Source organism: Proteiniphilum sp. (assembly GCF_040307845.1).
In the GTDB taxonomy this organism is placed as follows: Bacteria; Bacteroidota; Bacteroidia; order Bacteroidales; family Dysgonomonadaceae; genus Proteiniphilum.
The window spans coordinates 20950-47017 of the sequence record NZ_JAWRIS010000004.1; the positions used below are offsets into that span (position 1 = coordinate 20950).

Annotated in this window: 19 protein-coding genes; 5 read left to right on the plus strand and 14 right to left on the minus strand. The window is 45.1% G+C overall.

The annotated features are described in order from the left end of the window. Positions 1–22 precede the first annotated feature (22 nt). The 13 genes from ABV001_RS00320 to ABV001_RS00380 form a co-directional block, all read right to left on the minus strand. Positions 23–2260, minus strand: a complete 2238-nt coding sequence (locus ABV001_RS00320) for a polysaccharide lyase family 8 super-sandwich domain-containing protein (RefSeq protein WP_352420958.1) — start codon at positions 2258–2260, stop codon at positions 23–25. 51 nt (positions 2261–2311) lie between these two features. Continuing rightward, on the minus strand, positions 2312–4966 hold the full coding sequence (locus ABV001_RS00325) for an endo-acting ulvan lysase-like protein (RefSeq protein WP_352420959.1): 2655 nt from the start codon (positions 4964–4966) through the stop codon (positions 2312–2314). 64 nt (positions 4967–5030) lie between these two features. Beyond that, positions 5031–6920, minus strand: coding sequence for a heparinase II/III domain-containing protein (locus tag ABV001_RS00330; RefSeq protein ID WP_352420960.1), 1890 nt, complete (start codon positions 6918–6920; stop codon positions 5031–5033). 70 nt (positions 6921–6990) lie between these two features. Next, positions 6991–8235 carry a glucuronyl hydrolase gene (locus ABV001_RS00335; protein ID WP_352420961.1) on the minus strand — a complete coding sequence of 415 codons (1245 nt, stop codon included), beginning with the start codon at positions 8233–8235 and terminating at the stop codon, positions 6991–6993. A 3-nt stretch (positions 8236–8238) separates the two neighbouring features. Further along, on the minus strand, positions 8239–9237 hold the full coding sequence (locus ABV001_RS00340; RefSeq protein ID WP_352420962.1) for a DUF4466 family protein: 999 nt from the start codon (positions 9235–9237) through the stop codon (positions 8239–8241). A 55-nt stretch (positions 9238–9292) separates the two neighbouring features. After that, positions 9293–9808 (minus strand): hypothetical protein, encoded by a 516-nt coding sequence (locus ABV001_RS00345; protein WP_352420963.1) that lies wholly within the window; start codon positions 9806–9808, stop codon positions 9293–9295. Positions 9809–9848: 40 nt separating this feature from the next. After that, positions 9849–11741, minus strand: a complete 1893-nt coding sequence (locus ABV001_RS00350; RefSeq protein ID WP_352420964.1) for a RagB/SusD family nutrient uptake outer membrane protein — start codon at positions 11739–11741, stop codon at positions 9849–9851. 20 nt (positions 11742–11761) lie between these two features. Then, on the minus strand, positions 11762–15124 hold the full coding sequence (locus ABV001_RS00355) for a TonB-dependent receptor (protein WP_352420965.1): 3363 nt from the start codon (positions 15122–15124) through the stop codon (positions 11762–11764). Between the two features lie 164 nt (positions 15125–15288). Further along, the gene (locus tag ABV001_RS00360) at positions 15289–16278 is read right to left on the minus strand and encodes a FecR family protein (protein ID WP_352420966.1); all 990 of its coding nucleotides are present in this window, start codon (positions 16276–16278) and stop codon (positions 15289–15291) included. Between the two features lie 70 nt (positions 16279–16348). Then, complete coding sequence (locus ABV001_RS00365) at positions 16349–16915, minus strand: RNA polymerase sigma factor (protein ID WP_352420967.1); 567 nt, start codon at positions 16913–16915, stop codon at positions 16349–16351. A 292-nt stretch (positions 16916–17207) separates the two neighbouring features. After that, the gene (gene rlmD / locus ABV001_RS00370; protein ID WP_352420968.1) at positions 17208–18617 is read right to left on the minus strand and encodes a 23S rRNA (uracil(1939)-C(5))-methyltransferase RlmD; all 1410 of its coding nucleotides are present in this window, start codon (positions 18615–18617) and stop codon (positions 17208–17210) included. A gap of 22 nt (positions 18618–18639) precedes the next feature. After that, a complete protein-coding gene (locus ABV001_RS00375) occupies positions 18640–20025 on the minus strand; it encodes a hypothetical protein (protein WP_352420969.1) in 1386 nt (461 codons plus the stop codon). A gap of 45 nt (positions 20026–20070) precedes the next feature. Continuing rightward, positions 20071–20439 (minus strand): hypothetical protein, encoded by a 369-nt coding sequence (locus tag ABV001_RS00380; RefSeq protein WP_352420970.1) that lies wholly within the window; start codon positions 20437–20439, stop codon positions 20071–20073. Positions 20440–20581: 142 nt separating this feature from the next. On the opposite strand from ABV001_RS00380, the gene ABV001_RS00385 reads away from it, so the two are divergent. The 5 genes from ABV001_RS00385 (at position 20582) to ABV001_RS00405 (ending at position 24268) form a co-directional block, all read left to right on the plus strand. After that, on the plus strand, positions 20582–20794 hold the full coding sequence (locus ABV001_RS00385) for a hypothetical protein (protein ID WP_352420971.1): 213 nt from the start codon (positions 20582–20584) through the stop codon (positions 20792–20794). 428 nt (positions 20795–21222) lie between these two features. Then, the gene (locus tag ABV001_RS00390) at positions 21223–21900 is read left to right on the plus strand and encodes a response regulator transcription factor (protein ID WP_352420972.1); all 678 of its coding nucleotides are present in this window, start codon (positions 21223–21225) and stop codon (positions 21898–21900) included. A 7-nt stretch (positions 21901–21907) separates the two neighbouring features. Then, entirely contained in the window at positions 21908–23179 is a 1272-nt protein-coding gene (locus ABV001_RS00395; protein WP_352420973.1) for a sensor histidine kinase, read from the plus strand. A gap of 64 nt (positions 23180–23243) precedes the next feature. After that, on the plus strand, positions 23244–23684 hold the full coding sequence (locus ABV001_RS00400) for a PepSY-like domain-containing protein (RefSeq protein WP_352420974.1): 441 nt from the start codon (positions 23244–23246) through the stop codon (positions 23682–23684). A 140-nt stretch (positions 23685–23824) separates the two neighbouring features. After that, complete coding sequence (locus ABV001_RS00405; protein ID WP_352420975.1) at positions 23825–24268, plus strand: PepSY-like domain-containing protein; 444 nt, start codon at positions 23825–23827, stop codon at positions 24266–24268. 155 nt (positions 24269–24423) lie between these two features. Here the strand turns inward: ABV001_RS00405 and fumC are convergent, their stop codons facing one another. After that, positions 24424–25821, minus strand: coding sequence for a class II fumarate hydratase (gene fumC, locus ABV001_RS00410; protein ID WP_352420976.1), 1398 nt, complete (start codon positions 25819–25821; stop codon positions 24424–24426). Positions 25822–26068: the final 247 nt, after the last annotated feature.

A 26068-nucleotide genomic window follows, 5' to 3' on the forward strand; every position in this document is an offset into this window, starting at 1 on the left:
GTCTGTTTTAATGGTGAACCTGTTAAAAGCTGACTGTCATACTTTCACCTGCACAATTGCCTTGAGGCAGCTCAATGGAGATATGACTGCCTCCATCAGCAGCATTCCAGATTGCCTGCCAATTATTTCCGCTCCCCTCGATCCTGGCAGAAACGAACAGGTTGAACCTCGTCAGTTCACGGTTGGGATCGGAGACGGAAATATGGGTAATCGCTCCATTTTTCATTTTCACCATTACAATCCCGGGATTATCGGAAGAGAGAGTCAGGTTGTCTCCTATATTTATTTCTCCTCCCTTGTAAAATACTGCCTGACAAATATTGTTCCCTGTATGCCTGACCGCCTGTATATAAGGGGTATTCACTAAAACATCAATATTTCGGGACGAATTATTTTGCCGCATTTCCTCTAAAGAGGTGGCGGGAACCACAATATATGCATAGGTAGCATCAGACGGTCTTCGGCCATGGTCGAGCCACAGTTTGAACACCTCCATGCTGACTTGCGATTTCGGCGTGCTGGTCTGCTTGTTGATATCCCACCATGAGCCGATCGCGCTGTTATTCTTCAAAGAGACCTTCGATATTCCGGGAAAGACGTATCCTATCCCGTCATGAAAGATCCAATCCACATTTTCATATTCTTTCTCCCCTTTGGCAATTACCGACTGTCGGTTTCCCGACGAAAGGGTTACATCACCCTTTAGTAAACATTGATTCAGGGTAGTGGCTACCGGCAATGGCTGCCTGCAGGAAATTCCGGCTCCCAGGCAAACGTATTCATCGTCAAAGAAAAACCATGATTTACGGGCTACCAGCGGATCATGCGGGCTCTTGAAATCAAAGGCAACAGCACCATACGTACCATCGGTTACCGCGCCCACAAAATCGGTCAGCCCAAGCTTCTGTATCTCCCCCGGGGGAGGGAGCGACTCTTTCTGCATGATAGTGGTTCCCGGAACCTTTTGATAGTCGAATACCGGAAAGATGTCATCATATTCTTTTCCGGTACGTGAAATATGGTTAGTCCCGTCGCCCCGGTGATGATTCAAAAGGCCCTCGCTGTTGTAACCCACCTCCATATTATATGTACGGGTAGAATACATCCTTACCGACGCATACCACTCCGGCCGTTGATAGGCGAAATGTTCCGTATTCCAGAAGAAAGTGGCATGCGACAGGGTGGGTTTGATTCCTTCATGAGCGCGGATATTGGCGATCTCCTGCAACTCTTCGGCCCGGTAACGGGTAGTCTTTAAAAGGTCCTCCGTATTTCGGGCGCTAAGCGGTCGCAAACTACCGCGACGGCTCACCTCCCGGTTTTTTGCCCCCGGGTCGGGGTACTTGCCAAAGGCTGCCATTTTACAAATACCATCCAGGTAATAATCCACCAAACGTGCTATCTTGTCTTCAGAAAAAGCATATCCGGTATCTGCCGTATACACAGCCCACTCGATAAAAGAATCGGCATAACTCAACCCATAGGAAAGGGTATTGTTCACCCCATCTGTCCTGTGATGGAAGCTATTCCCGTACTGAATGCCTCGTCCACCCGCAGAACGATTGGAAAAACCGCCCTCGTGCAGACGATAGGTATACCCATACTCACGGCCGATCCACTCTACATATTTAATTTCATTTTCAATTACTTCGATCACTTTCTCAAAAGTGTCTCCGTCCCCGGTAAATAACATGTTTTTGGCCTGGATGCCGGCGATCTTTATCCGGTCTCCGCCCGGCCGTGCTCCCGGGGCATCGATATGCGCCCTGCCTATGATCGGTTGCGCTTTTTCTACCAGATCTTTTGACAGATCATCCCCTGTAATCAGCATTAAGTTGACGAGCTGGGTAGGGGTACCGATTTCATTATTCCACCAGTTGCCGCAGATATAATCATTATCGACCCAATGTCTGAGTGCCAGCTCAATGGTGTTTTTTAATTTCCTGCTTTTATAAAAGTGGGATGGTTTCACCCGGTATGCCCGGGCAAGTAGCACCATGTTTTCCAAATGGCGGGTATGCTGGAAACCTTCATTCGACACATCTTCATAGTCAATATCAGGCCACATCCCATCATCACTGATGGTAGCGATCAGCCTTTCCACCTCACTACTGTTGTCATAAGGAACCATAAGTGATTTCAGTACCCGCTCTTTAATCACTTTTATATCGGCAGGGCCGGCAGGGTTACTGATCCCGCCAGTCATCGCCCCGCTGAACAGAAACAATAAACCCAGTGCGACTATTACTCTTCTTGTCATTATTTGTATTATTCAATTGTATAAAATCTTTTCTGACTACTGTAGTAATCCTTAATCGGTGAGCGAATAATGAATGATTGTGCCGTATACATCAATTTTTACGGGTTGATTGCCAGAAACCGAGTACTCATCTTTTCCATTGATCCGTACAAAAGCGGAAGTAGGAGTACCAAAAGCGGAACTACCGGCTGCATTCACTTTTACACCGTCATAAGCGATATGGTATCCTTCACCCAAATATAAGGACTCCAAATTCCCGTTCACATCTAATGAAATTACGCCAAAAGAGCCTGAGAAACTAAAATGATCGCTTTGAATACTTCTTTCCGCGCCATTGCCCTGAAGAATTATCTGGGAAGAACCATCGGCATGCCGGACACGAATTGCCGTATTTTCACCGTCACACAATTCAGCAATCCTTTCAACCGACGATATCGTGTTTTTGTCCTTAGACCCGGAAGGTTCAAAAACAGCGATAAATGGGTCTGTCCATGCCTCCTTCTCAGTACGGACGGTAAACAGCGGCAATGGCCGATTGAAATATTGCCGGCCACCAGTCCTGACTGCCGGTGATTTTGCCCGGTAGTAAGTCTTGTCTGAAGCGGGTAAAAAAACATGCATGAATATCTCCTCTCCCTGCCCGCCTTTAGCGGAAAACAAGCCTCTTACATTTTCCCTTACATCCTCCTTTTTCTCCACCTCAGTGAAAAATCTAAAACCGGGATGATCTTTTTCTACCACGGGATATTTGGCAGGCTCCATCTGTAAAGGGTTACCCGACTGATCTGAAAAAACGAAAGAATCACCGATATTATGATAGATATAATCATTCGACACCGGGTTATCGGAACGGAAGATATCGATATAATAACCGGTTGAGTCGGATGTGCGGATGATACCCATCGTACGGAGTTGATTGGTTTGCGTGGATATATCCAGATAGCGGGTATCAGTAAATGAGTGATAAGGTGAAACGCCATTCTTTCCTGCCAAAGGTTCCATGGCAGCCAACTCTACCTGGCCGATATTTTTCTTCCCGGCAGCGCCGCTGAAAGGTACAGAGCTTGATCTACCCGCTGCCACCACTGTATTATGGGCCGCCCATTGGCTGAAATAGCCCTGGTGCAAGGGGTGTTCATAATTCGGGCCGGTGCCGGCATCAATCCCCATCACTTCACCACAACCATATAACTCCATGGCCATGCCATTGCAATGATTATGGTTATAACTTGCCCCCTGCACACCATACATAAGTCCCCGCTTTTCATCCGTACCGTTCCTTTGGAAATAGAACCGGGCAAAATCCAACTCTCCACTGCGTGGCCATGCATAAGGCTGCGTCTCCACATCCGGGAAATCGGGCAGATAAGTAAGCAAACCCATCAGCCCGGATTTACTGCGATCATATATTCCATGGCCGGTAATCGTATTCATGGCTGCCATCATCCCCGGCACCTCCGGACGGTTATATCCCGCGGCAACCACCAACCCTGTTTCCAACGTCTCAGGGCTTTGGAAAGCTCTCCCGGTATCACCGAAGGCAGAGACATACAGATTGGGGAATGAGTATTTTAACATGGCATAGGTGGCGCCAAACAATGCAGGATATTGTTGAAATACCGGGTATCCATTCTTCTCCAGCGTAAAGGCAGCTTTGATAAGATTGGAGACAGGGAAGTTATGGTATCCTCCCGGTTCTTTCCAGTGTCCATCCGGGGTAAGCCACTCTTTTACAGTAGTGGCAAGACTCAAACGCCCGCAGGCCCCGTCAATGGTATCCCTTTCCAGCACGAACTGAAGGTAATAATCCTGTTTCTCTTTATCATCAAGGCTCAAAGTGGCATACACTAAAGTCGCGCTCACCGCCGCATACCAGTTATTATTCCAGAATCCCCTGAAGGTAAGGGTGGAGGCAAACTTTTCAAAGACATTCTGATACCGGCTCAACTCATATCCTTCTTTTTTCAGGAAAGGGTATAAAAAATCGTATGCAAGTATCAAACTTTGGTACCGGTTATCACCAAGCGTCTGGATATCTAAAAGTCCGGTCCGGCATGCGCCCACAATGGGTTCCTGATAATAGACACCTTGTGCCCATTGATCCAATATATCGGCGGCAAACCTTGCATAACTTTCATCGCCTTTTAGCCAGTAAATAACGGCAGCACTCAGGGCAAGGTCATTGATCTCCCCGTTGATTACCGATACAAATTGCTGAGGATCAATAAAATCTTTCTTGCCGGTTTCGGTATTCAACAACCACATATACATGGAAGTATCATTAGGAACCAACTCTTCAATGGATGGCATAACATAGGGAGCACCACTCTCGGTAACCGGATTCCTTTTATGGGTGGAGACCCTCACCGTGGGGACCGGCGCGTTTCCCGAGTATCTTACGATGCAATGGCCTTCCCCGTCATCATAAGCATGGGTATAGCGTTTTCCTTCTACCCGGTTCATAAGGTACCTGTCCAGTATCCACTCCGGGGCGCTCTCATGTCGCTTCACATAGGGGGTTACCTTATCATAATGCTCGTTGAATATGGATCTGGCCCATTCGTGCTGCTCTATTTTATCAAGAATATCTTTCTTCTCGGCATCTTTCACTAATAAACGGGGATGTCCATACTGATATTGATCCTGACCTATACTATAAAAAACAGACACACTCAGGATAAAGAGAAATACAACTACTCTGTTCACAATCTATAAACCTCTACGATAAATTATTTCCAAACTAAACTGATTCAAATAAACGAACCAAACTCTACAATTCCGAAAGCCTGATCTTTATAGAAGTTTTTCCATTGTCGATCTTCCATGCAGGCATCCTTAGTTCAACACGTTTCAAACCCTTCATCTGGCGGTCCAGTTGTAAGGGTGCAGGATAGAGGGATACCACCGACATAGCCAGGCCGGGATGGGAAATATTCTCCACTTTTAAACGCTTCCCTGATTGTCTGAGGATAACTCCATTATCCACCAGTTCTACATCAGATGTAGTCATTAACTGCCATGTGACAAGTTCTGTGGCATCGAGTGTCTCAATATGATCTTCAATCACAAGTGAAGTAGCAGAATCTTTGATGAATCTCCGCTTAGCCTCCTTCAACTGTCCCCGGAAGGCAGGTGTCAGGTCTATGGTGGCTTCCGGCATTGCTCCGTCTTTAAAATCTACAATAGTGGCCAATCCATCCACTGCATGTAACTGGTCGTTCACTGTCAGGGTGCTGTGACCAAAATTATTTTTGGTGAGCAAGGTCCATCGCTCACATTCCTGACAACGGTTCCATAAGTCGAAGCCGGTCTGTTCCAGTTCATGATAAGCCTGGTTTCCCGGATCCACCACCCAGCGCACACCATTTAACTCAAAGACAAACGAACCGCCATCCATATTTCCATGGTTGACCGTACCCCGCCCTCCTTTTCCACCAAAGTAGTAATCGTGGGTATCCCCCTTTTCGCCTGTAAAAATGACAACAGGATTAGCGCCTCCCCCTTTCCAGGCTGTGGGTATTTCCCCTTTCCCTTTTTCTTCATATTGGGCAATCCACACCAATGCAGCCCCGGCGAGTCGTGATAATTTCCCCATCTTGTCGGGAGGCATTAGAAACCGTTCTTTTTCGAAAAAAGAAGCATTCCCGGTTTTTGCCGCAAACCATGCGAGGGTTTCATCTCCCTGCACACTACGCCTGTCGCCGCAATCAGCAAAATTATAATACCATCCGGATGGCGCATTCATCAGCACCCTGAAAACCGCACTTTCCTTGAATCCGGGATAACCGGAATGCCCGAAGTCTTTGCCAAAAGCGCTTTCAAGCATGGCTACAGTCGTTACTGAAAAGCTGGTGCCATATTCCCAATAGGTAGAACCCTCGGGATATACCCCATCGGGCATGTATTCAACCAGTGAATGGGGAAGGCCGTCCAACGCTCTTTGAATAGTTTTCGCAGCCAGTTCGGGATCCTTCCCGGCAATAGCAATAGAGGCAGCGATCATCCCGCCGTTACATACCTGGTTCCAGTTGTTCGTACCGTAGGCCCAACTCGGATTTTTTCCATTTTCCGGCCAACTGGGACGAATACCCTTTTCAATAAGTGCATTTTGTGCCAGGTCAATAGTTGATTGCGGAAGATCACCCGCTGTCCAGTCGAGTCCGATAGCCACAGCCATCGCCATTTCCGCCACATCAAGGAAGTGGGAGGGATTCCAATCCCGGAAATTACAAACCGCTACCAGTTCCTCATTGATCCGGTCCAACACCTCCGGGTCTTTATCGATGCGGTACACCATTCCCAGCATGTTCATCCGGTAAAGCATCTCGCGGGAGACCGACAATAACCGCCGTCCGGTCTGGATCCTTTCCAGTAAAGGTTCCTCCATGACTTTTCCGGCATTCAAACGGATAGCCTCATACATATTCCGGGTAACCGGATCTGTTTTCAACTTTTGCCTGAGCGTCTTTTCCGTGAAACTATTCAAGACAAGACGGGGTTGGGACTTCCTCAGGTTTTTTTTCAGGTATTGCTCCGTCATGGGATTGACAAGCTTTGGTATATCATCCGTAACCGATGCTTTCAGTATACCTGACGGGGAGGTGGATGAAAGCAATATCAACCATAAAAGAGAGATCACATAATGATGCTTTGTCTTCATATCTGTCCTATTTATTCCATTTATTTTCCTAATTCTGCTTTCATCCGAACCTCAACCGGGATTCAGCATTTTACCGGACTTCCGGCACAACGGGTGCCCCGCTGGCCAGGCGTTCCCTGCGAACCAGGGACTCGATAAAATAGTAGTCACCATATATGATGGGCACATTAATCTCAGAACCGGCCGGCAAATGACCAGTGCTCGATATGGTCAGGAATCCGTGCTGCTCATGCAAGCCGGCACGGTACTTCTTCGAGACACTTTCAATGATCCGGTCTGCCATTTCCCGATAATAGCCACCTTTTTCCGCACTCATTGTGGAAAGTTCATATAAAGCGGAAGCGGTAATGGTTCCGGCAGAGACATCACGCGGTGCATTAGGAATATCCGGGGCATCGAAATCCCAATAGGGCACCTTGTCTTCCGGCAGGTTCGGATGGCTCAATATAAAATTGGCGATTCCCTCTGCCTGGTCCAGGTACTTCTTATCCCCTGTTTCCCTATAACACAGGGTATATCCATACAATCCCCAAGCCTGGCCTCTTGACCATGCCGATTCATGCGAATATCCCTGGTGAGTATGAAACTGGATCGCCTTTCCATCACCGGCCGTATCATAATCCACCACATGGAAACTGCTGTAATCAGGCCTGAAATGGTTCTGCATGGTCGTATTGGCATGGGTAACCGCTATATCGCGGTACCTGGGGTCCCCGCTCACCTTCGATGCCCAGAAAAGCAGCTCAAGGTTCATCATATTATCGATGATAACCGGAAATTGCCACTTATCACTATTATGGTCCCATGAACGGATACATCCGACAACAGGATTAAAACGGGAGATCAACGATTCGGCCGTTTCCAGCAGGATATCCTGATATCCCTCTACACCGGATAACCGCAAACCGTTCCCATAACTGCAATACATCATGAATCCCAGGTCATGCGTCCCCTTATAGCCTTTCAGCGATTCAAGGTAGCCCGTATGCTTCATTGCCGCTGTCTTCCAATAATCATCCCCGGTGAGTTCATACATATACCAAAGGTTCCCCGGAAAGAACCCGGAGGTCCAATCCCGGGCCCTTACCAACCGAAGCGAACCATCCGGTTCAATATTCCTTGGTGAGGGACGTTCTTCAGGAGTGGTACCGTTTATCTTGTGGGCTTCATCAATGGCTTCAAAGGCAAACTGAAGCTGTTGGACGGCAAATGCAAGATTATCACGTACCAGGTCATCCTTTATCTTTCCGTGGGGTGACGGTGAAGTGCACCCCACGAACAGGATCAAAAATAAGAATAAATAATCTTTTTTCATTTTCTACATCTTATAGCGTTTCACACTGACAGTCATTTCCGTGGCAGTCGCTTTATTCACATACACAAAAGCGCGGTAAACACCATCGGCCGTTTCAACCCATACGCCTGCCTCTTCTTTCAAAAGGAGTGCATGATGGATGGAACGGTCCATATTCACCGCCTGAAAATCCAGATCATCGATAAAATGGCTATACTGAAGGCCTGACAACTGCCTATCTCTCAACCCATAATCCTGAATCATCTTCGTCGCGTTCGAGAACCCCGACGGGAAAACCACATTCGGGCGGTATGCTTCCGGTGAGCCGGCCGCATAGAATGCATGCGAAAGGTCGGCGTTGGCATGGTAACCATACACGATATCAATCTGCGATGCAAGGGAAGGATCGGCAGCCAATTGGCTTTTCGAATAGATGACCGCTGCCTCCGCATTATCTCCGAATGAGATATAACACTGTTCATCAGGGGTAAGCGAAAGGTTACGGGTCATGTCCATCGTTGAAATTTTATAGGGACCCATCTTGTAATCCACAGACTGCCCGTTGCTCGCTTTCGCAGAGAAGGTAAATGAGACCTCTTTCCCACGGGCTTCCTCCGGAATAATATAGTAATACCGCAAGGTCGCGGCACAAGTATCCGCAGTAAACTGGGTTGAAGTAGTCGCCCCACTTGTCTGGCTCTCCGTCGCCACTAATACGGGGATATCCTGGCCACTGGCATTGGTGTGGTATGAATTGGGGTCGAAGTAAGTGCCTGATGCCCCGGGGATCGACGCAACCACCTGTGCAGAGGCCAGCTTACCCAGCTCTTTGGGCAATGCCATGGCATAAGCAAACTCAATCTCCTGTCCGACCAGATTTGGCGCAATGGGCAGGCTCCTTTTGATACAATCATTGGTCAGTTTCGTCACCGGATCACCTATCAATACAATGTCCTGGTCACAACCCACCATACTCAAATAGGCCAAAGTGAGTACGACAAAATATCTAATTTTTAAGTTCATACGCATATCTTATTCTTTTATTTGATGATAAATATACATTACATCCATATCAGTGCTATTGAAGAGGACGTTCTACGATAAGAAAAGTATACTCTTTCTTTATCTTGCGGTTCCCGGAAATCACCGTATACTTTTTTGCCGATGACGGGAATGAAGAGGGATTGGCTACAATCCTCTCACTCAACTGATTCGTAGCGCTCCCTGAGGACCAATCACCCTCCACAAAATCGATGGCCATTTTTGAACCGGAGAAATCAGTCCATCCATTGTAAGACGGGATCTTGGGGGTTAACTTGGCATCTTCACACAATGATATGCGTGGCCAAAGGGTGGTTAGCGGCGCACCAAAACGAACGTATGCAATAGCCACCTGCGCCAGCGTATCCACATAAGCGTTTCCAACCCGGATCGTCTGTCCATCGGTATGCTGTAAATCAAAATTGCTTACATAACATTCTTCCCGGTCGGTTATCAGCAAACCATCTTCATCTATCGGAAAATCATTGCTACAAGCACCTGCAAAAAACAGGAGCAGGGACAGGCATATAATTTTTATACTATACTCTTTCATACGATTATTTTATTTTTTTCAAATTTATGATGAACCAAATTTATAGCCAAGGCGTATTCTGTGTCAAATTCGGATTGCGGTTCCGTTCAGATTGCGGTATCTTGAAAATATAAATCCGTTGGTAAGTCAATAACGAAGTGTTATTGAAATAGGTATTCCGGAGTGCCCCGTGCGTATCATACATCCTGAAACCGGGTGAGGTTTGTGGCGGCAGGAAGGCACGTTCAATCGACCTCCAGCGACGGAGATCGAACATGCGGTGTCCTTCAGCAAATAATTCCACAATCCGTTCTTGCTCTATTGTATAAAAGAAAGTCTCTTTATCGGCATATTTTTCAGGTGCCAGTGCGGGAAGATTTCCCCGATGACGTACTTTGTTCACTACCTCCAGGGCAAGTCCACCATCACCGGTAGGACCATATACCTCATTGGCCGCCTCGGCATACAACAGGAAAACATCTGCCAGGCGCATCACCGGCCAATGGTAATTTCCGTCGGCACGTCCTTGTCCTGCATAGTTGCGTACAAATTTACGCATAATATATCCCGTCTGATCGGCATCTGCATTAATCGCACCATAGCCGTCCACCGTACCGGTCAACGTTTTATATTTGAATTTGCGGACCTGGTCAAAAGAGAGATTTAACATCGTAACCATGGTCTCCCCATCCCAAAGCAAAGTAGATTTCATCCTGTAATCTCTGCCCCTGTATGACTCCGGGTTCAAAGCGGAATTCTCACGTGTACGGGCATCCGCCACTGAGGGATTCACCGGTATGAGCGGTTCACAGAAATCACCCGTGATGGTGGACTGGTAGCGGTCAGCCAACTCGTAACGGGGTTGTCCCCATCCTTGCGAACCTTCAGTAGCCCGTGTGCCGAAATCGCGCATCAACTCCTCACCTTGCCCGGTACCTGTTCCACCATGGGTAAATCCGACCATCAGCTCGGGATCCGCATTGGCCGTCGGGATAAACAGGTAATAATAATTCGGCAAAACCTCACAGTCGCCCATTTCTCCCCATTCTCCCGGTTCACCGTTACGGAACAGGTTTATTCCCGATTCTTGAACCACCTTCTTCAGGTCGTCTGCCGCCGCCTTATAAGAAGCTACTGATTCAGCCTGATTGGGCGTGAAGGTCGTCAATTCGGGCCATCCTCCATTCGGTGCCACGGGGGTATTCCACGGCCATGAGGTACGGTTCCAGCTTGCCCAGTACAGATGCATCTTTCCCCTGAAAGCCAGGGCACCCCATTTGGTAAAACGTCCCAATGCGACCGGCTTATCCGGCAATTTCTCCCACGCATAGGTGAAATCGGCCAGGATAGCGTCCTTAATTTCTGTCATCGAGGTCCGGGTAATGGAAGCCACTTCGTCGTTACTGTTAATGATCCTGTCAAAATAGGGCACATCCCCCCAGAGGGAGATCAGACGGAAGTAGACCATACCACGCAACATGCGCGCTTCACCGATATAAGCTTCCAGTGTTGCCTTGGATGCTTCCGTCGTCGCATTGGGAAGCATAGCTTCCACATTCTGTATCACATAGTTGGCATGATTGATGGCTGCATAGGCATACTTGAAATAGTTATCGAAGGCATCTCCATAGGCTCTTGAAGGGTTGTCATAATAACCATCACGATAAGCAATGGCACGGTCCCCTGTCGACTGGCTTTTAGTAGCACGGCTCCGGAACCGGAGATACTCACCCAGTCCGTCGAACATATAATCACGAGAAAAGCACCTCCGCGTTGCACTATAAGCGCCATTCAAGGCATATTCCGCATCCGCTTCCGTTTTCCAGAAGAGGGGGGCGGACAACTCTCCTGCCGGCACCTGCTCCAGAAGATTGTCCCTGCACGAAGAGAAAAAGAACATACAACCAATAATACAAGCTATAAGCCCTATATAATTTATGTTGATTTTTTTCATATCCATCTATAATTTTTTCATTATAATTTAACATTTATCCCGGCGGAATAAGACCGGTTTATCGGGAACAGGTCTCTCGCATTGCTGGATTTCTCAGGATCAAGCCCGGGATAGTTGGTCAACGTAAAAAGATTTTCACCCGAGAGATATACTCTTACACTTGAGATACCTAACCAGTTTAGCAGTTTGCTGGGTATATTATATCCTACCTGCAGGTTTTTCAGTCTTATATATGACATATCATATAAATAGAAGGAGTTGTCGGAGCGATTCGTGCTCGAGCCAAGCCGGGGCCAGTCGGTATCCCGGTTCTCCAGTGACCAGGGTTTGTTCCAATGATCCCACGTGGATGCATAACGCCTGTCACTGAAAGCGGTATTATTATAATTGGTGACCCAGTAATCTTTCCTTCCGGCAGCACCATTAAAGAGTGCAACCAAGTCGAAGCCATTCCAGCCGGCGGTGAGGGTAACCCCTCCGGTCATCGTGGGACGGTCTCTTTGTATATTCTGATATGCCTTCCTGTCTTTACCGTCGATGATACCATCCCCGTTCAGGTCCAGGCGGATCACATCACCCGGTGATATACTCTGGGGGGTGTAGCTATACACATCCTCCCAGGTTTGGGCTATGCCCGCATCTTTATAGGTATAAAGAAAATGGTACGGCATGTCGATAAATACCCAACCACGTCCCAGGAATTCATTCCATTCTTCCAATATGGTACGGTTATACGCCCCGTTAAAATTCACGGAATAGTTAACCTTACCAATCTTGTCGCGCCAGGTGAGGTTGAGTTCCACCCCTCTATTACGCATCTCCCCGATATTTTTTCTCGGAGCGGAATACGCACCTGTCAACAACATCGACATCTCGGAAGGTCGGTTCATTCCACTGGTCACACGATTATAGTAATCGATTTCGGTAGTCAATTGCCCATTGATAAAACTAAGGTCCAGCCCCAGGTTTAGTACTTTGGACTCTTCCCATGACAGGTCCCGGTTGATCATTTTCCTGTTTACAAAACCCTTGACAACATCACCGGCCATATAGTTCATGGCTGTCAATGTTTCCATCTGCTCAAAACGGCCTACACCGGAGTTATTTCCCGTACTTCCATAAGAAGCCCTGATTTTCCCGTTAAAGAGCCACGAGGACAAGTAGGGTGTGAGGAATTCTTCCTGTGTAAATATCCAGCCTAAGGATGCCGAAGGGAAGAACCCGTACTGGCTGCCCTTGGCAAACTTGGAAGAACCGTCGACACGGAAGTTAAACTCGAACAGGTATTTGTCATATCCCACATAATTAAGACGGCCGATATAGGAGCGAAGCCCTTCGGAAGCGGAATTACCCGCATTACTGATCACATTGGTCAAGGCTCCATCGATTTCAGTGATGGTCGGGTGTAGCCGGTCGTTCCTGGATGCGTTGGTGGAACGTGTATGCCAGTATTCTTCACTGTACACAAACAATGCCGATATATCATGATCGCGGGCAATTTTTGTATGATAATTCAACCGTCCATTCAATTGCGTTTTATAGTTGGTCCTGGTATTATCACTCACATTGGCATTGTCAGCTACATAATTCCGACCCAGATTTTCTCCCGTCTGGAAATTATAGGCCGGGCCGGTAGGTGTATCCGCCCTTTTCTGGAAATAATTATTATAGCTCAAAGCGTAATCAAGGTGCGCAGTGAAACCTTTAAATGGCTTCCAGTCGATATACATGCTACCATTCGCCTGTTGTTCGGTTTGTTTTGGCCTTCTCGGGTTATAATAGGAATAAGGATTGAAAGCCTGGATATCTTCTCCGTATGCCATGGCCCCTCCATAACGCCCCGAAACGGGGTCATAGGGAAGCATACCCGATATGGCGTACTGGAAATCACCCCCGCTGGAGTCTGAAGAGTCATTATTGGTCAATCCATCCGCCCAGCCACTAAATGTGAAATCGCTCCAGTTCCCGTCGAAACGTGCCCCTACCGTAAATTTATCCGACAGGTCCGAGTCATAGTTGAACCGGGCATTGTAACGTGAATAATCGTTATGGATCTGTATCCCTTCCTTATCGAGCATCCCGATCGAAATATAGTAATTCGATTTTTCACCTCCACCCGAGGCGGATACCGTATAATTTTTCAAAGTGCCATCCCTGAAAACAGCATCATACCAGTCTGTGCTGGGGTATCGTAACGGGTCGATCATTCCCATTGCCATCCACTGGTCGATGGTTCCGTCCTTAAAGATATATTGATCCCGCAAAGTACCGGATGCCGCCCTGTATTGATGGAGCGTCAAGGCGCGGGGATAATCGGCCATGAATTCATAAGCACGGGTAGGTTTTTCCAAAGCCATCGAAATGTTGAAATTAATCTGTGCTTTGGAGGCTCTTTTCCCTGTCCTGGTCGTAATTAATATAACTCCATTTGCTGCACGGGAACCGTAAACGGCGGCTGAAGAGGCATCTTTCAGTACGGAGATATTTTCCACGTCCGCAAAATTGATACGGTTAATGTCCACGTCAGGCATCCCGTCCACCACGACCAATGGAGCAGCATTATTCACAGTACCCAACCCTCTGATCATCAGGGAAGCGCCATCCTTTCCCGCCATACTGGTGGTCTGGGTGACCTGTAGACCGGGAATCAGCCCCTGCAATCCGGTAGATACGTTCGACAAGGAGCGCCCGGTAATCTTCTCGTCCACGGAGACCGCTGCTACCGAACCGGTCAAATTGACCTTCCGTTGGGTTCCATAGCCGATCACAACTACCTCTTCCAACGTCTGGGTATCTTCCACCAATGTAATGGCAAAAGAACTCACTCCTGCTGTTTTGATCTCCTGTTCCAGGAAGCCGATATAGGTAACTTTTATAGTAGCATCCCCGGCTGTCATCAAGGAAAAGTTGCCATCCACATCGGTGATCGTTCCGTTGGTTGTTCCCACTTCCAGTATATTCACACCGATCAATGCTTCCCCCTGTTCATCGATGACTCTCCCTGTTATTCTCCTATTCTCCTGCCCTACTTTTTGTGCCACAGCAGTAGTGACTAAAATTCTATTCCCGCGGATTTGGTATTGCAAATTACGGGGAACAAATATTTGTTGTAAGATAGTTTCTAAAGACTGGTCCTGCGCAGATATAGTGACCTTCTCCTTTTCCTGTATATCCACATCCCGATAGGAAAAGCGATAGGTACTCTTTTTTTCGATTACATCGAAGAACTCTTTCAGAGTCACATCCTGCAAAGACAAGCTGATTGTAGTCTGTGCAGATAATATGGCGGGTAGCATAAGAAAAAAAACCAGAAAAAATATGCTTCGATAATTTTTTTCCTTAACTTTACCCACATAACTCTTGGTATTTATTTTTACATTCATATAAATCAATAGATTAGTTGATATTAGTTAAATTTACTTACTTTGTACTTATCATGAACTGATGTCGACGGTCAAGCCGGAGAATGTCCCAAATTCTCCGGTTTTTTGTATCATATTCGGTTATATTCTCATAGGCTGAAAAATTTAGGGTATTAATAATTTAATCATTTTTGTTTTGTAACATATAGCGTATCTTTATCTACCTTATATTCAAAATCATAGTGCGCTTTTAAAATATTGAGTACCCCATAAAGATCCTCATCGAACACACCTGTATACCGGTCTTCTTCCAATTCTGCCATTTCCATTTCAACAGCCACACCATATTGGCGGCCTATCTGCCGAAGGACTTCTTTCAATGGCTCAGAACGGAATACCAATTTGTTTTCTAACCATGCCGTTTCATTCTGGTTAACGGATTTTGCGATTGTCAATTGTTTTGTCTGCGTATCGAACAGGGCCTTTTCGTTGGGATACAATTGAGCTGTCTGAACAGGCTCATGGTTGGTGGATACTTCTACCGTTCCTGAAATCAATGCCAACTCCAATATTTTATCCTCTTCATAAACAGATAAATTAAATGTGGTACCCAATACTTTCACATGAAGATATTGAGTCTGGATTTGGAATTGCTTTTCAGCATCTTTTGCCACTTCAAAATAACCTTCACCGGTAAAGGAGATGCATCTGTCAGAATGTCCAAAATTTTGTTGATAGGATAAAACCGATTCCGAGTTTAAACGCACCTGGGTACCATCGGGCAACACCATACTCACCCGCTCCCCTTTGCCGGTACGCATCACAAAGTCCCGTTCCCCTAAACGTACATACGCTTGTTTCCCCACATATAAATGAATCGACAAGCCGATCAGGAGAAGAAACAAAGCTGCCACACCTGCCTGGAACCATTTGAATCGAAGTATTACAGAGGTTTTACGAGGTGCCGTTTCCTGCTTGATATATCTGATTATCTTCTTGATATTCTTATTGTAAAGAGATGCATGAGGATTTTGATTTTCCCATTGTTGCTGCAATAGAAAAATCAGATCTTTGTCCGGAGTATGATTGATATATCCCTGTAGTTCGGAAAATTCATCCGAACGAATTTCACCAGAAATATATCTCTGTAATAAATCTATTATATGATCATCCATAAAGATCCTTTTTCGTGCTTGTTTATATTATATCCTCAAGCACGGGAAATATAACATATCAGATTATATGTTATAAAACATAAAACAAGAAACCGGTAAACTTTACCAATTCTTTTCGAAGGGATTTGAGTGAAGCGGAGAGTTGATTTCGAACGGACTGTTTTGTCAAGGATAGTTTGTCTGCTATTTCAGAAACAGAGACTTGCATTTCCTTATTCATTTCAAAAACTTCGCGTTGACGAGGGGTTAATTTAGTCTTTGCTTTCTCATATTGAATAAGGAACTCATCCAGATCAAGCTTCTGTTCGGTAGTGTTTTCCGACAAGGCTACCTCATTATTATATGCCAGATAATCTCCCATCAGCGGATGATTGATTTGCCGTCGGAATTCTTTCAGGACAATGCGGTATGCTATGGTAAAAAGATAAGATTTAAATGATTGATCCGGATTGATTTGTTTACGTTTTATCCATATCTTGACAAATGTCTCCTGTACAATATCTTTTGTTATCAGCTGTGATTTCACGAGTGAAAAAACAAATTGGTACAAATGGGGTGTCCAGTATTCATACAAAACAGTGAAATCTTTGTATGAATCATCCACTAATCCCCGTATATGTATTTTTTCATCCCTCATTAAAAAATTATGTGATTTTAGGCCGTAAAATTAAAACACTTTATCAAGGCCACAGTTTTTCCGTGCACGAACACATAATTTGCCACAACTCTTCTATTTAGAAAAGACAATCATTCAACTGAAAGTCAATCATAAAAGATGTTGATTAGCACAATAACGGCTGTAAAATTAATAAAATTCTACAAATTATTGCCTTATATGGTCAATTTATACAAAATTTCTTTTTAAGAATGCGAAGCCAAAACCTGTATAGTAGTTCATATCGGCGAAGCCAATTATCATTCGAAACATATCATCTTTTCTCCAGCAACACCACATTTTCCACATGATGGGTGTGGGGAAACATATCGACGGGTTGCACACGGGTGACCCTGTAGTTGCTGTCGAGCAGGCTGAGGTCGCGCGCCTGTGTAGCGGGATTACAACTGACATATACGATGCGCTCTGGTTCCGCCAGGAGGATCGTGTCAATCACACCGTTGTGCATGCCGGCACGGGGCGGATCGGTGATGATTACATCGGGACGACCGTGTTCGGTTATAAAACCGGCGGTAAGTATATCTTTCATATCACCGGCGAAGAAAACCGTGTTGTCGATACCGTTCAGGCGGGAATTCTCCTGTGCGTCCTGAATGGCTTCAGGCACATATTCAATCCCCACCACTTTTTTAGCGTTACGAGCCACGAAGTTGGCGATGCTGCCGGTACCGGTATAAAGGTCGTAGACCGTCTCCTCTCCCGACAATTGTGCAAAATCACGTGCCACCTTATAAAGATTATATGCCTGTTCGCTGTTGGTCTGGAAGAACGATTTAGGCCCGATCTTGAATCTCAGCCCTTCCATCTCTTCATAGATATGATCACGGCCACGCCAGGTAATCACTTCCTGATCGGTAATTGTATCATTGGCTTTTTGGTTGACGATATAAAGCAGTGACGTGATTTGCGGAAATTTCCCGGCGATAAACTCCATCAGCTTCTCCCTTCTTTCCGGATCGTCTTCATAAAAGACCACGATCACCATCCATTCGCCAATGGAACTGTTACGGATAATAAGCGTACGCATCAGTCCCTCCTGGTTACGCAGGTCGAAAAAAGGATAACTGTTTTCCAGACAAAACTCCCGGACTGCGTTCCTGATCTGGTTGGAGAGGTCGTCCTGCAGCCAGCATTTGTTGATATCCAACACCTTGTCGAACATACCGGGGATATGAAAACCCAATGCATTCATATTATAGAAGGTTTCATTGCTGGCGATCTGTGCTTCGGTCAGCCACTTCTTATTGGAAAAGGTGAATTCCAGCTTATTCCGGTAAAAAGTTGTTTGGGGTGCTCCCATAATAGGAGTGATAGCGGGCAGATCGACTTTTCCTATCCTCTCCAGGTTATCGGCAACCTGCTGTTGTTTATGTTTCAACTGCTCCACGTAAGGAAGCATCTGCCACTTGCATCCGCCGCACACCCCGAAATGAACACAAAACGGCTCGGTCCTGGTTTCGGAATATTTCTCGAAGCGTACTACCCTCCCTTCGGCAAAACTGTTCTTTTTCCGGGTCAGTTGGACATCCACCACATCCCCGGGCACTGCCAAAGGGATAAAAATGGCCCTGCCGTCCACTTTGGCAATCGCCTTACCCTCGGCCGCCACACCGGTGACCAGTATATTTTCCAGCAAGGGAAGTTGTTTCCTTTTTCTTGTCATGAATGAATGTGATAATTCAGAATTACTCTACGAGGGTCATCTTATAAATTCCCCCATCGGAATATTTTGGCCTGACTGAATAAAATGTCTTTTTGTCATCACTGAGGAAGAAATCATCGTGATTATAGGAATAGGAATCATTCTTTATCAATGAGATATCCCCTTTCTCTATATCGACAAGATAATATCCGTCGTAATTTATTTTATTCGAGAAATCAAATTGTTGATGTATGACCAGCTTTCCATCTGCCAGGTTGATGAGTTTAGGGACATTGACCTGCCTGTTCTTTACAAAAGGCAATTCAAAAACCACTTTCTGGTCTTTATAGATTAATAACCTTGAGTAGGAAGCATAATCCGGCGTTCCCGCGTTATCCATAAAAACCTCCTGAACAATGTAATAACCCGATTTCTCATCGAAATAGACAATACCTGACTGTCCGTTTAGAAACGGGAGCGGCGTCTCAAACTCCCTGGTCTCATTGTTCATTATACTCCTGCCATAATAAATATGATCAAAACTATTTTCTGCAATAGATCTAAAATTTATGGAATAGGACTTTGACGTCCCATCCGAAAGATTGATCAGCGTTGATTTACCATCATCAGCCATTGGATTTGTGACTAATATTGAATTATCAATCACACGGGAGAAGCGACCATAATCATCCGATCCCCAGGAAAGAAATGTTTTTTCTTTTGATTGTAGATTATAACTTAAGATAGCACAGCTATCCAGGCCAAGAAAACGGCCATCGGGTCCCGTTCTGCTGAAGACGATCAAGTCATTATCGGAAGCAGCTCTTAAATCAATGTGGAACCCGCGTTCAATTTCTTCAGTCTTCCCGTCTGCCAATGATAACCGGTGCAGGATCGGTACATTGTTCACATAATCGATGAAGTAGATGAAATCACGGGATGGCGTTATGTCAAAAGCAAGCATATGCCCGGCTGAAGCTATCTTTTCAGAAATGAACTTATTGGCATAACTATGCCTATAACCATCCGGCATGAAATAATCCCGAAAATGGACTTTGTCTCCGTCTACTTCTGTATGCCTGATTATCAGGGAATAGTGGTCTTTTTCATGAAAAAGATGATGTACTTTGAAGTCGTTTCCACCCCAGTAATTCTTTTCGGGTTCCGCCTTAAACACAATCGTGTCCTTAGGTTGCCATGAATTCAATAACAACAACTCCGCTATTGGATCGAACAGATCCTCTTTTGTACTCAATAAAAATTCATCGTCACTCAAAGGAGTTAATTTGAATTCCCAGTCGTAGGTAATAGTGCGCACCGTATCTAATCCGGATTTTCCGGACTCCGACTCCGTTTCTGCCGGACCTTCATGTTCGCATGAGATAAAAGCCAGAACGAAAGCGAATAAGAAAACAACAGATTTCTTCATAATGCTTTTTTTTGTAAAGTTAGCTTTTTATTGACAATAGGAAAATTATTTGTCAGCCTTTTTATATGTGGTTAAATTTTCAATGGTACGTTGCTGTGAATCGATAATATTGATGAGTTGCCTGTTGATATCTGTTTCATAATGAGACTCCGGCTCCGTGATTATTTGATCGTTTTCCGCATTTCCCTTTCTCATTTCTCCCCTGCCGGTGATCAACCAATCCGGATTTAACCAATCAATTGATTGAATAATTTTCAATATCATCTCATAACCGGGATAACTTCTCCTATTTACAACAATATTTCTGACAGTTTGATCTTTTGATCCGATTTTTCTTGCAAATTGCGCCGGTATCCCATTACACTCAATTTCAATAATTTGAGCAATCCTGTCAAAAATAGTTTCATTTTTCATAGAAAAAAGCAATCATTTTATTTGCTTATGCCAATAATATTATTGATATTTGCAAAACGAAATAAATTACTACAAAGTAAACGTTTTTATTTCACTTTTGAAATAGCAAGAAAACGCTATTTCCTTAACTAATACACAAAAAATGGAAAGAAATTCGTTTAAGAAGGGCTTAGGACAAGTACAGGTAAAAGATTTGGCTGAAGTGAAAGCTAAATTAATGCAGGCTCTTGGTATCCGAACATCACAGGGACTCGGTTATCGTATCCGGGGGGTATATGCTCTGAAAGCACACGAAAAGGAATTAATAGAATCTATCTTCGCTGAATATGGGATTAAGGATGTTTGGGGGCAATAAAGTGAGGATGAAAAAGGTAAACCAATCGCATGAAAAAGAAGAATCAAACCAGTGACAAGGGGTTCGAGATCATTATTTGTTTCCTTTTGGTAATCATACTGATCGGACTGTTCGCTTGTCTTGTTATATTAAAAGATTGATATACTATCTATTACCATAATATTGAAAATTTACCGATACGACTCAAAAAGATTTTTCAGTTTTAATTCAGAAATAATTCCGTTATTTGTTCCTTGGAAAGTGGTTCGATTGTTATTCGATTGTTATTCGATTGTTATTCGATTGTTATTCGATTGTTATTCAGTGGTAGTTTGGTGGTAGTTTGGTAGGTATTCGATTGCAATTGAGTTATCCCGTAAAGCGGGAAATAACAGCGAAGCGAATAACAGCGAAGCGAATAACTACAGTCTTGGCTCTAAATAAAAAAAATGAAAATACTCATCATAGAAGACGAGCCCTCCTTACAGGAGTTGATCAAACGGACTCTGGAGAGGGAACGGTATGTGGCAGAATGTGCTTCCACCTATCAATCGGCTCTCCGGAAGATAGAAGATTATGAATACGATTGTATCCTCCTGGATATCATGCTCCCCGATGGAAACGGGTTGTCACTGTTGGAAGCGCTCAAGAAAATGCAGAAACAGGACAGCGTGATCATTATTTCTGCCAAGGATGCACTGGAAGACAAGATTGCAGGGCTGGAACTGGGGGCCGATGACTATCTGGCGAAACCCTTCCATCTGGCCGAACTGGTCGCCCGGATCAGAAGCGTAATACGGCGAAAACAACAAGACGGTAACATGGCCATAGAAATAGGCAATGTGAAAATCTATCCCGAAGTATTTAAAGTTACGGTAAACGACAAGGATATAGACCTTACCCGGAAAGAGTACGACATACTCTTCTATTTCGCCAACCGCAGCAACCGGTTGATCAACAAGCACACGCTGGCAGAGGCGGTATGGGGCGACCATATAGACCAGGTCGACAGCTTCGATTTCATCTATGCACAAATCAAAAACCTGCGAAAGAAACTGAAAAAATCCCTCGCAAGTATCGAAATAAAAGCGGTGTACGGCATCGGGTACAAATTGATCATCGAATAAACCGCATATGAAACTGATCTACCATATCATCATCCGGTTGAGCATTGTACTTACTGCTATATTGGCTATATGGGCCGTTTTCTTTTACATGAGGATGATCGATGAAATAAACGACGAGACCGACGACTCACTGGAAGACTACTCGGAACAGATTATTATCCGTCAACTTGCCGGAGAAGAGTTACCTTCAGAGAACAGCAACTCCAACAATCAATATTACCTGAGGGAAATAACCTACGAAGAGGCACAGAGTAAACCCCATATCCACTACATGGATTCTATGGTATATATACCGATGAAAAGGGAAGAAGAACCGGCACGCATACTTACCACCATCTACAGGGACGGGGACGGGAACTATTACGAATTGGTGGTCGCCATTCCCACCATCGAGAAGAGAGACCTCAAGGAGGCCATCCTCTACTGGGTGGTCTTCCTCTATTTCGGACTTCTATTTTGCATCCTGCTCATCAATGTATGGGTGTACTACCAAAGTAACCGCCCCCTGCATAAATTGCTTGCATGGCTCAATAAATATAAGATTGGCAGCGAAAACGTCCCCTTAAAAAATGATACCTCCATCACTGAATTCCAGAAACTGAACGAAGCTGCCGTCATGAGCATGCAGCGCAGCGAAGAGGTTTTCGAAGATCAGAAACAATTTATAGGGAATGCCTCGCACGAAATACAGACCCCGCTGGCAGTATGCCGTAACCGACTGGAAAACCTTATGGAAGATGAGTCCCTTACCGAAACACAACTGGAAGAGTTATCAAAAACACTTCAGACTCTCGAACAAATTACCCGGCTGAATAAAACATTGCTGCTACTCTCAAAGATAGATAACAGGCAGTTCTCCGCCACGGATGAGATTGAACTGAATTCCATCCTAAAAAAGAATATCCGGGATTACGAAGAGGTATACTCCCATAAGAATATAGATGTAGGGATCAGGGAAACCGGCATATTCAAGGTAGTGATGAATGAAACCCTTGCCGACATACTGGTCAATAACCTCATTAAAAACGCTTTTGTCCATAACGCCAAAAACGGGAAGATCGTGATTGAGATCTCTCCCTCTAAACTTGTTTTCAAAAACAGTGGCCAGGATTATCCACTCGATCCCCAACTGATTTTCAAGCGGTTTTACCAGGGGAACAAAAAACCGGAGTCCTCAGGTCTCGGGCTGGCGCTGATCAAGTCGATTTGTGAGCAGGAGAAATTGCATATAAAATATGCTTTTGAAAATAATTTTCATCGTTTTGAGATATCGCGGTAAAATTTCATATTCTTTTCAGAATCACGCGTTAGCTTTGCAGTATATTCATTGAAAAAGGTTACAGATGAAAAGAATCATTCTTTTATTTTTATGCGCAGCAACTGTTCTGATAACAGCCAAAGCCGGGAACGACAGGCCGATCAATTTTGATCAATTGCCGGCCCAGTCTCAACAGATGATCAAAAAATATTTTCCTGGCCAATCCGTGGCCTTGGTTAAAATGGAACGTGAATTTGTGGGAAAAAGCTATGAAGTCATTTTCACCAATGGCAATAAAGCGGAATTCGACAAGAAAGGTATCTGGAAAGAGATCGATTGCAAATACACGGAACTTCCTTCGGAACTGGTGCCACCGCAAATAACGAATTATGTGAGAACAAATTATCGTGATGTAAGAATCACCAAAATAGAAAAAAAGAGTAGAAACCGGCATGAGATTGAGTTGATCAATGGACTGGAACTGAAATTCGACGCCAAATTCAATGTGATCGATATTGATGATTAAATAGAGTAAAGAGTAAAGAATAAAGAGCAAAGATTTTCGGAACCAAGACTATTAGAACCAGGAACCAAGACTTAAAATTTGATATTCAATAATTCAATAATTCAATAATTTAATGATTTAACAATTAAACAAACAAAAAAATGAAACTGCAAACGAACTTGATAATGTTGGCTCTGGCTGTTATAACGCTGCCATTTCTGAGCTGTGATGATGACAATGTATCCGACACGACGACTAAGGATATCCAAACTTTCATTGAAACCAAATATCCGGGGGCCCAGGTCGTGAAGATTGAGAGGGAAGACAACAAAATCATTGAAGCGGATATTATCCATGATAATCTAAACAAGGAAGTGGCTTTCGACCTGAGCAGCAAATGGCTCTACACTTCATGGGATGTGAGGATTTCCGAACTGCCGCAGGCTGTAAGCGCTATCCTCAATGATCCCGACTATGCAGGATACCACATCGATGATGCCGACTTTGTAGAAACTCCCAACGGCAACTACTACCTCCTGGAACTTGAAAAAGGCAATTCTGAAAGCAAAGTAAAAGTAGACGAAACCGGAAAGGTACTCAGTTAAACCGGGATCAGACAAAGCACAGGGTGCACACAGGAATAATACAGCCGCGTCAAACCGGAATCCCGGATGGGATAGCCTGATAGCAAGAGAGCGTGTCATAAGCAATAAGCTCACAACACGCTCTCTTTTTTGTCTGATCAAGGATGATCGTTACATCAATCCAGCGATTTGATCATATCTTCTGGACGTACCCACTTGTCGAAATCTTCCGCGGAGACATATCCCAAACGCACGGCTTCTTCTTTGAGTGTAGTGCCGTTCTTATGGGCCGCATTGGCAATTTCGGCAGCTTTATAGTAACCGATCCTGGTATTCAAAGCGGTCACCAGCATCAACGAGTTGTTGAGCAATTCCTTAATGCGCGGTTTGTTCGGTTCGATGCCAGATACACAATGGATATCGAACGATACGGCGGCATCGCCCAGTAATTGTGCACTTTCCAGGAAGTTGGCAGCCATTACCGGCTTGAAGACGTTCAGCTCGAAATGGCCTTGCATGCCTCCTACGGCGATTGCCATGTCGTTGCCTATCACCTGGGCGCAGACCATGGTGAGCGCCTCACACTGGGTAGGATTCACTTTTCCGGGCATAATGGAAGAGCCGGGTTCGTTGGCGGGAATAATGATCTCACCGATACCGCTCCTCGGGCCTGAAGCCAGCAGGCGGATATCGTTGGCGATCTTGTTGAGTGATACGGCCACCTGTTTCAATGCTCCGTGGGTTTCAACCACCGCGTCATGAGAGGCAAGCGCTTCAAATTTATTCGGCGCCGTCACAAACGGAAGACCCGTAAATTCGGCGATATAACGTGCCACTGTTACATCGTAGTTCTTGGGAGTATTCAATCCCGTTCCCACGGCTGTTCCTCCAAGGGCAAGTTCTGCCAGGTGCGGCAAGGTATGTTCAATGGCCTTGATGCCATATTCCACTTGCGCGGCATACCCGCTGAATTCCTGTCCCAACGTGAGGGGAGTAGCATCCATAAGGTGTGTACGGCCTATCTTCACCACATCCTCCATCTCTTTCGATTTGGCAGCCAATACTTTCTGCAGTTGGCGCAATCCGGGCAGAGTGACTTCTACTACTTTCTTGTAGCAAGCGATATGCATTCCGGTAGGAAAGGTGTCGTTCGACGACTGTGACTTATTCACATCGTCGTTGGGTTGCAATGTTTTCTCTCCTTCCCCGATTGTTTTTCCGGCCAGCTGGTGCGCGCGATGGGCAATCACCTCGTTCACGTTCATATTGCTCTGCGTACCCGATCCGGTCTGCCAGATCACCAAAGGAAATTGGTCGTCGAGTTTGCCTTCCAGGATTTCATCACATACCTGTGCAATATAATCGCGTTTTTCCTGCGACAACACACCCAGCTCATGATTGGCATAAGCCGCTCCTTTCTTCAGGTAAGCAAACCCGTAAATGATTTCTTTCGGCATGGAAGCGGGATTCCCAATCTTGAAATTGTTGCGCGACCGCTCGGTCTGCGCTCCCCACAGCTTGTCGGCAGGCACCTGTACCTCGCCCAACGTATCCTTCTCAATTCTGAAACTCATAGATCCTTGAATTTATTGTTTATATTATTTTGTTGTATGGTTCTTCATCATTCTGCACAGTGCAAAAATACAAAGAAAAAACGGCATTGAAAAACATAAAAGGAATACTCCCATTTTATGCTATACCGTCATAAAAATATACCTATTTTAGGGGATAGTTTTGCAATGAAAAGTTTTGTTATTTTGAAGTTTCAATTATCTCACAATATCTCATTGGGAATCAATAAAAAAATAGTAATTTTGGAAT